Genomic DNA, 5,981 nt, shown 5'->3' with positions numbered 1-5,981 from the left:
TTTGGCTTCGTCATGATGAACGTAAAACCATTGTGCGAGAGAGATCCGCCTTCATGAATCGTCTATTCAATGTTGAGGTTATTTACCAGTAATCATTAAGCCCATCACTGGGTAGATCTGCCTTATCTGATTATTTGCAACAAGCCGCTCGTGGTGTGAGTTGTTCATCTGAATGACAAAGGCAAGCTCGTCCCCATACATCTAGTTCGATTCACCATCTCCACACACAGTTCTTTTACCGTCAACCGAAGAGGGAGGAAATGCTCTATATGTCTGCCAGATATGCCATCTTCATGTCTGTTCCTATTCCTCACATACTGAAGATAGCAACACAAGACTAACCTATCTGCAATAAGTAAATATCCTTACTTTAGCTCTCTAGAAGCTGGCGAGTTTCTATAAAATGGTAAATTCGTCTGATCAAAAATATGTTTACGAACGCAGAGTTTTCTTGTCTGACAAGCTGACGTATGCCATTGACGTGTTGTTCATTCGAAAATAACCTTACGCTATGATTTCCAGTTGAAAATCTTGCAGGGCGTATTCACTCTAAAAGATAAGAAATTCAGATAAAATTGGGTTTATGATGCAAGCCCACGGCATAGGAAAAATTCTGCATAAATGACTTACAACGGCATTTAAGGTTCTCTCCAGCCAAGAACATGCAGCTACTATGGATTCTCTGATCTCACGGATCTCTTAGATCGAACTCAAAACTCTTCAACACAAGAGAGATAGAATGAAAATATTGATAATTGGTGGCACGAGATTTATCGGTAAACATGTTGCCCTCAACCTTATAAAGTCTGGACATAATGTCACCGTCTTTCATAGAAACTCGAGCAGTAATCTCAATAACTTCTCAGAAATCATTGGCGACAGAGCTAATGCTATTGAGTTAGAAAAACATATAAACCGTATACGACCTGATCTTATTATTGACATGATTGCTCATCATGTTCAGCACGCAAAAGATATGGTAAAAATCTTATCTAAGAACGATAGCATAAAGATAATTTTGATAAGCAGTCTCAATGTATATAAAGGCTTTTCTGTCTTTTGTAACGATGAAAATTCCCCTCCTTCTGATGCTCTTCTTACAGAGACGTCACCTTTAAGGAGCGTGCCTTTGGTAGATGATGATAAAAGTGGGGTAGAGGATGTTTATGCTCCGCTCCCCAATGTTATCACTCTTCGATTACCTATGGTATATGGTCCAGGGGATTACCAATCTCGTTTATTGGGGGTTGTTAACCAGATAAAAACGCCACCTCATCAGGTTCGATTAGACGAGAGTTTGTCACAGGTTAAGTTCCCTCGCGGCTATATAGAAAACGTAGCGCACGCAATAGCTCTTGTGGCAATTACAGGAAGGACGGGAAATCACATTTATAATATCGCGGACAATACACAATACACTGAACGCCAATGGGTTACCAATATCATAAAAGCCAGTGGAATGGATGCTGAGTTGAAGCTAGTCAAAACACGCGATCTACTCTCATCAGAAAAGCATACTTTTAATCCAAAGCAATGTATTGAAGTTTCTACTGAAAAATTTAGACGAGACTTTCCTTATACAGAGCCTTTCAATATAGAAGATGCTATTAAAACAACAGTTAATTGGACCATGCTGAACTAGATGTATTACTGTCGAACGTACAACCTTTGCTGCCGGGCGACTTCAACAGCTCCTTTATCTAGGCTACGTAACGTTTTGACCTGTTTTCGATCTTTTGCATACCGAAAGCAGGCACGTAAAAGACAGAATACCGAATTGTCTGGAAGTGGAAGACTAAGAGTCACTCCCATCAAAAATGTACGGCGAGGGTTTACCACAGCATCACTAACCTGTGAAGATGCAAAGAGATTCACCCTGCAATCAATAAGATGCACACAATAAGATGCACTTATTCAGACCTGTTCTGACAGTTACTCGCTTTGTGACTTGGTGCCTGTCAGATTATATCTGGGCTAGATTCTTTTCAGCCCAGATTGACTTCCCATCTTCCGATGTTTCTATTGGCGTTCCACCACAGTTCATGAGCCAGGAAAAGAAGTTCTTCTAAGATCGGCTTTGTGTTTAATGATTGGACCATTACATTATTGACCTTTATTCAAGACAAGTTATTGGTTGGTCTATGGATACGAGAATGACGGCCTCACTGGTCTGTGATGTATTATCGATGGCTTTATTCCGCCGAGGGTTCCCTGAGCAGGTTATTGTTCATAGCGATCGAGGTAGTCAGTACTTCTCGAAAGACTATCGAGACCTCATAAGTACTTATAATCTAGAGCAAAGTATGAGTAGGAAAGGAAATTGTTGGGATAATGCTTGTGTGGAAAGCTTTTTCCACTCAATGAAAGTTGAAGCCATCCAATACGAGCCGATCATGACGCGAGAGCAGATGCGACAAACGATCTTCAAGTATATAGAGGTTGATTATAATCGAACGAGAAGGCACAGTGCTCTTGGGTATCTAAGCCCAATAAACTTTGAAAAGCAAAATGTCGCTTAGTGAAGTGTCCAGTCTGACTGGAGCAGATCAAAGTTCCCCCCATCGTCCCCATTCGAGACAGCGAATAACCTACTTCAGAGAACCTGCTCATAAGCCTTGAACAACACCTCTAAAGTTACACTGTCACAGAGAGCCTCCTGATCAATACCGGCGTTATAGTGTTTAAATTGAGCCATGATGTACTGTTCTTCCAGAGTCTTACAGACACCGGGGCTTTGTTTCTCTTTTCCAAACAACGCGTGGTAAGGATGACCGCCGCCCGACGCTAAGAGGTTCAACATTTCATGGTAGATCCCACTTAATTTCAGCCCTGGCAATGAGCTCTGCAGCGTTTCAAAAATCTGAATCCCTTCGTAATCTAAGTCCCCCCAGTACAAGAGACTGGCATTGTCGATTACCGCATTCAGATCTCCCCCGGGGTTTTATCCGTCGGGCACATAATGACCTGATTGGCCTTCAACAACTCACCAAAATTCGCCAAAGTCAGACCATAACCATAACAAGATACCAGCATGGCATCATAGGCGCCGGCACACCCGGCAAAGTAAGAAAACACACGTGGATTTTCTATGAATACGACCGTTTTCGGGGTAAGAGAACTGCAGTTAGAGCATAATAAACCGGCTTATCCTCAGGCAAAGGAGTACCTAATAACGTGAACAGTTTCCCTAGTTTATCGATAACCTTAGAACCAGATAAAAAGTGTTTCGCGCTCAGAATATAACGATCCGGCCAGGCCATCGCGTCAGAATCCGGCTGATCACGCAATAACAGCGCCGCCTCAATAATCTTAATTGTCTTAGCCCTGCCTTTCTAACACGAATATGTCGTCTCCCTAAGAACCGTACGTGCAACTTTCACTGCATACGGCTCAAGCCTCCACAAAAGCATCGTTTGATACCCAGCAACTTATACGTTCCAAGAGTTGCGAGCTAGCCTTTTAAGTTTTCTCTTCGCCAAGTATTCTTGGTATTGAGGGTCAAACGGTGTTGCTGCACTTCGGATTTTTACATGCCTTTTTATTGGTACTTTGGCTATTTGAAACAGATTAAACTGGCAGTCCATATCCATGATCTTCTGCCAACCGTGAAATTGCCACTGGCCTTTTCGGTTGATGAAGTATTTAAGGGCGATCCAAGTTCTAGACTTTGTTGGATGACGCCTTTTAGCCCAATGCCATAACGCATGGAATAGCTTGTGGCTAACATATCCAAACTCCTGTTTAACGACGCAGTGTCGATAGTAATTCGACCATCCCCTGAGCTTCGGATTTATCAGTTTGATAAGATCATTCACTGGAAAGGTCACGTGCGTTTTGATTAGTTCACACAGATTATTTAAGAACATCAACGTATTGGCTTTGCTCTGCTTAATGAGCAGTTTTCCTTTGTACTTCCTATAATTAAAACCTAGAAAGTCAAAACCATCGTTGATGTGAGTGATGTGCGTTTTCTCTTCGGAGAGTTTTAAGCCTCTTTCCGCTAGGAAATAAGCAATCAACGGTTTGATATCGTTCTCCAGCACTTCCTTTGAAGCGCATGTGACGACGAAATCGTCGGCGTATCCTATAAAAGTTGGCTCTAGCACTTTTTTGAGTGCGGTAGACTTTATGCGCTGCTCAAGCCCTGCAAGAGTCATTAGAGATATGATCCCTCCTTGTGGTGTGCCCTCGTCAGTGCGATAAAACAGACCTTTGTCCATAAAGCCAGACATTTGAAGCACTGATCGACTGCGTCAGCAGTGCTGCGGTTTGGTCTAAATCCATAGCTGTTAGGGTCGGCAAGTGTTTCTGACACTGGCTCTAATGCGAGAATATGGAGCGCTTGCTGTGCTCTATCTATCATGCATGGGATACCAAGTGGTCTGAGTTTGCCATTCTTTTTGGGGATATAGATGCGCTTGAGTGATTTAGCTTGATATGCCTTCCTGCTCAACTGAACTACTGCTTTCATGCGGCGGGTATCTGTATTCCAGATAACGCCGTCTATTCCAGGCGTTTTACTGCCTTTTAACAGCGAGAAGCTTTGCTGAACGCGAGTGAGTCAGTATCCACTGCAACGCTTTCGCTCTGCCGTGTTTACCTTCTCGTGTTACCTTTGCAATACACATCTGAAGCTTTAATACATGCGATTCAATGGATTTCCAGTCTATTGACTGCCATTGAACGCTGTCAGGAGAGGCACTAATCTCTTTTGAAATCATCATTTGCGTTTCTCCTTGAATAAAGTTCTTCGAATTCTCTTGCAACGGGAGACCAGTCGGAAGTGGGCTCACTTTCGTGATCAGACACAAGTCTGTATCTGCATCATTACAACGCAGCCTTCGCTTTTTCCAACCTCCTATACCTGCATCACTATCGGCCACAAAGGCTTTCCCAATGGGAGTGATACAGGCTTACCGTGTTCCGTATGTCGCGCAATGTCAGGGTAGATGCCCGCTATAGTGCGGATAGTTCAATGATCACGAAAGAGCATGGGGCAATCTCTTTCCGACTCTCTTGCCTTTTGGCTACAGCGTCCGCTGTTTCATCACATAACGCACCTTACGCGGATTCACTTATGTTCATCACACTGACTACCTAGCACTCACCCAATGTTGTGGTTATCAGGAGGATCGTCATCTCACGATTTAGACCCCGATTGGTCTGTGACCAATCTTCGTTACATTATCAGAGCCGCTACTTTATTCAGGCTCCTAGGTTCATCTGGTGATACAGATGGTTCATTCGTTGAGCGGTGAACAGCGCTTCATACGACTTCACGTCGCACGCCCCATTTTGTGTGTTAGAGTTTTTATACAGTCACACCCTGTGAATGCGTTTTACCCCACCGGAAATTATCCAAACGAGTTGAGAGGTCAGCAATTTTAATTATGCTACATTTTGCAACATAACATTCCAATATTCACTTTCTTTTATTGATTATAAATTGAATTAACATAAAAAATACTTCACTATAAATAGCTAATAAAACGACAGTTAGTCGGCTAATAAGCGTTATGTGCTATGAGGAATAGTTATGATAAGCAGCGAATATGTAGTGAAAAAATCTGATGATAAAGAGCTACGTTTGATTATTGAACTAGGTATACCCGAGCCAGATCCAACTTCGGAAACTGGGGATTATCGTTGTAAATTTAGTGTATTGGCATTGGATATTGATGAGTATATTTATGGTGTAGATGCTATACAGTCATATTGTATGGTTCTAAAGCGATTTAATTTTCTCGTAAATGATCTTATTTCTGAGGGTTGTAAGTTTTACTATCCTGACTTTCTGGATATGGAAGTGGATATTGTGTCAACGTACTTTTAGGCGGCTTGTTGCAAATAATCAGATAAGGCAGATCTACCCAGTGATGGGCTTAATGATTACTGGTAAATAACCTCAACATTGAATAGACGATTCATGAAGGCGGATCTCTCTCGCACAATGGTTTTACGTTCATCATGACGAAGCCAAA

The 5,981-nt window shown here is 42.3% G+C and carries 4 protein-coding genes and 5 pseudogenes; 4 read left to right on the top strand and 5 right to left on the bottom strand.

Annotation, left to right across the window (positions count from 1 at the left end; all coding sequences use genetic code 11):
* The 3 genes and pseudogenes from EDI28_RS25255 to EDI28_RS25245 form a co-directional block, all read left to right on the top strand.
* Positions 1-92, top strand: a pseudogene (locus EDI28_RS25255) (IS6 family transposase); the annotation flags it as partial.
* Positions 93-739: 647 nt separating this feature from the next.
* Positions 740-1,642 (top strand): NAD-dependent epimerase/dehydratase family protein, encoded by a 903-nt coding sequence (locus EDI28_RS25250; protein ID WP_128786617.1) that lies wholly within the window; start codon positions 740-742, stop codon positions 1,640-1,642.
* Between the two features lie 460 nt (positions 1,643-2,102).
* Positions 2,103-2,519: pseudogene (locus tag EDI28_RS25245) on the top strand (IS3 family transposase); the annotation flags it as partial.
* A 74-nt stretch (positions 2,520-2,593) separates the two neighbouring features.
* On the opposite strand, the gene EDI28_RS25240 reads toward EDI28_RS25245, so the two are convergent.
* The 4 genes and pseudogenes from EDI28_RS25240 to EDI28_RS25235 all read right to left on the bottom strand — a co-directional run bounded on the left by EDI28_RS25240 (position 2,594) and on the right by EDI28_RS25235 (position 4,724).
* A complete protein-coding gene (locus tag EDI28_RS25240; protein ID WP_233353508.1) occupies positions 2,594-2,800 on the bottom strand; it encodes a hypothetical protein in 207 nt (68 codons plus the stop codon).
* Positions 2,801-2,836: 36 nt separating this feature from the next.
* Positions 2,837-2,914 (bottom strand): annotated as a pseudogene (locus tag EDI28_RS27680) (Wadjet anti-phage system protein JetD domain-containing protein); the annotation flags it as partial.
* A gap of 8 nt (positions 2,915-2,922) precedes the next feature.
* Positions 2,923-3,075, bottom strand: a complete 153-nt coding sequence (locus EDI28_RS27060) for a hypothetical protein (protein ID WP_164918627.1) — start codon at positions 3,073-3,075, stop codon at positions 2,923-2,925.
* Between the two features lie 353 nt (positions 3,076-3,428).
* Positions 3,429-4,724 (bottom strand): annotated as a pseudogene (locus EDI28_RS25235) (reverse transcriptase domain-containing protein).
* 812 nt (positions 4,725-5,536) lie between these two features.
* Here EDI28_RS25235 and EDI28_RS25230 point away from each other — a divergent pair.
* The gene (locus EDI28_RS25230; RefSeq protein ID WP_128786616.1) at positions 5,537-5,833 is read left to right on the top strand and encodes a hypothetical protein; all 297 of its coding nucleotides are present in this window, start codon (positions 5,537-5,539) and stop codon (positions 5,831-5,833) included.
* Between the two features lie 56 nt (positions 5,834-5,889).
* Here EDI28_RS25230 and EDI28_RS25225 read toward each other — a convergent pair.
* Positions 5,890-5,981, bottom strand: a pseudogene (locus EDI28_RS25225) (IS6 family transposase); the annotation flags it as partial.

The organism is Photobacterium chitinilyticum, from assembly GCF_004104355.1.
Classification (GTDB): domain Bacteria; phylum Pseudomonadota; class Gammaproteobacteria; order Enterobacterales; family Vibrionaceae; genus Photobacterium; species Photobacterium chitinilyticum.
The sequence above is the reverse complement of the archived record's forward strand: the minus strand, read 5'-3'. Positions and strand labels throughout refer to the sequence as shown.

What these genes read in the sequence shown, in the direction of transcription:
- EDI28_RS25230 (WP_128786616.1), top strand. Translation starts at nt 5,537, where the DNA reads ATGATAAGCAGCGAATATGTAGTGAAAAAATCTGATGATAAAGAGCTA.
- EDI28_RS25240 (WP_233353508.1), bottom strand. Translation starts at nt 2,800, where the DNA reads ATGTTGAACCTCTTAGCGTCGGGCGGCGGTCATCCTTACCACGCGTTG.
- EDI28_RS25250 (WP_128786617.1), top strand. Translation starts at nt 740, where the DNA reads ATGAAAATATTGATAATTGGTGGCACGAGATTTATCGGTAAACATGTT.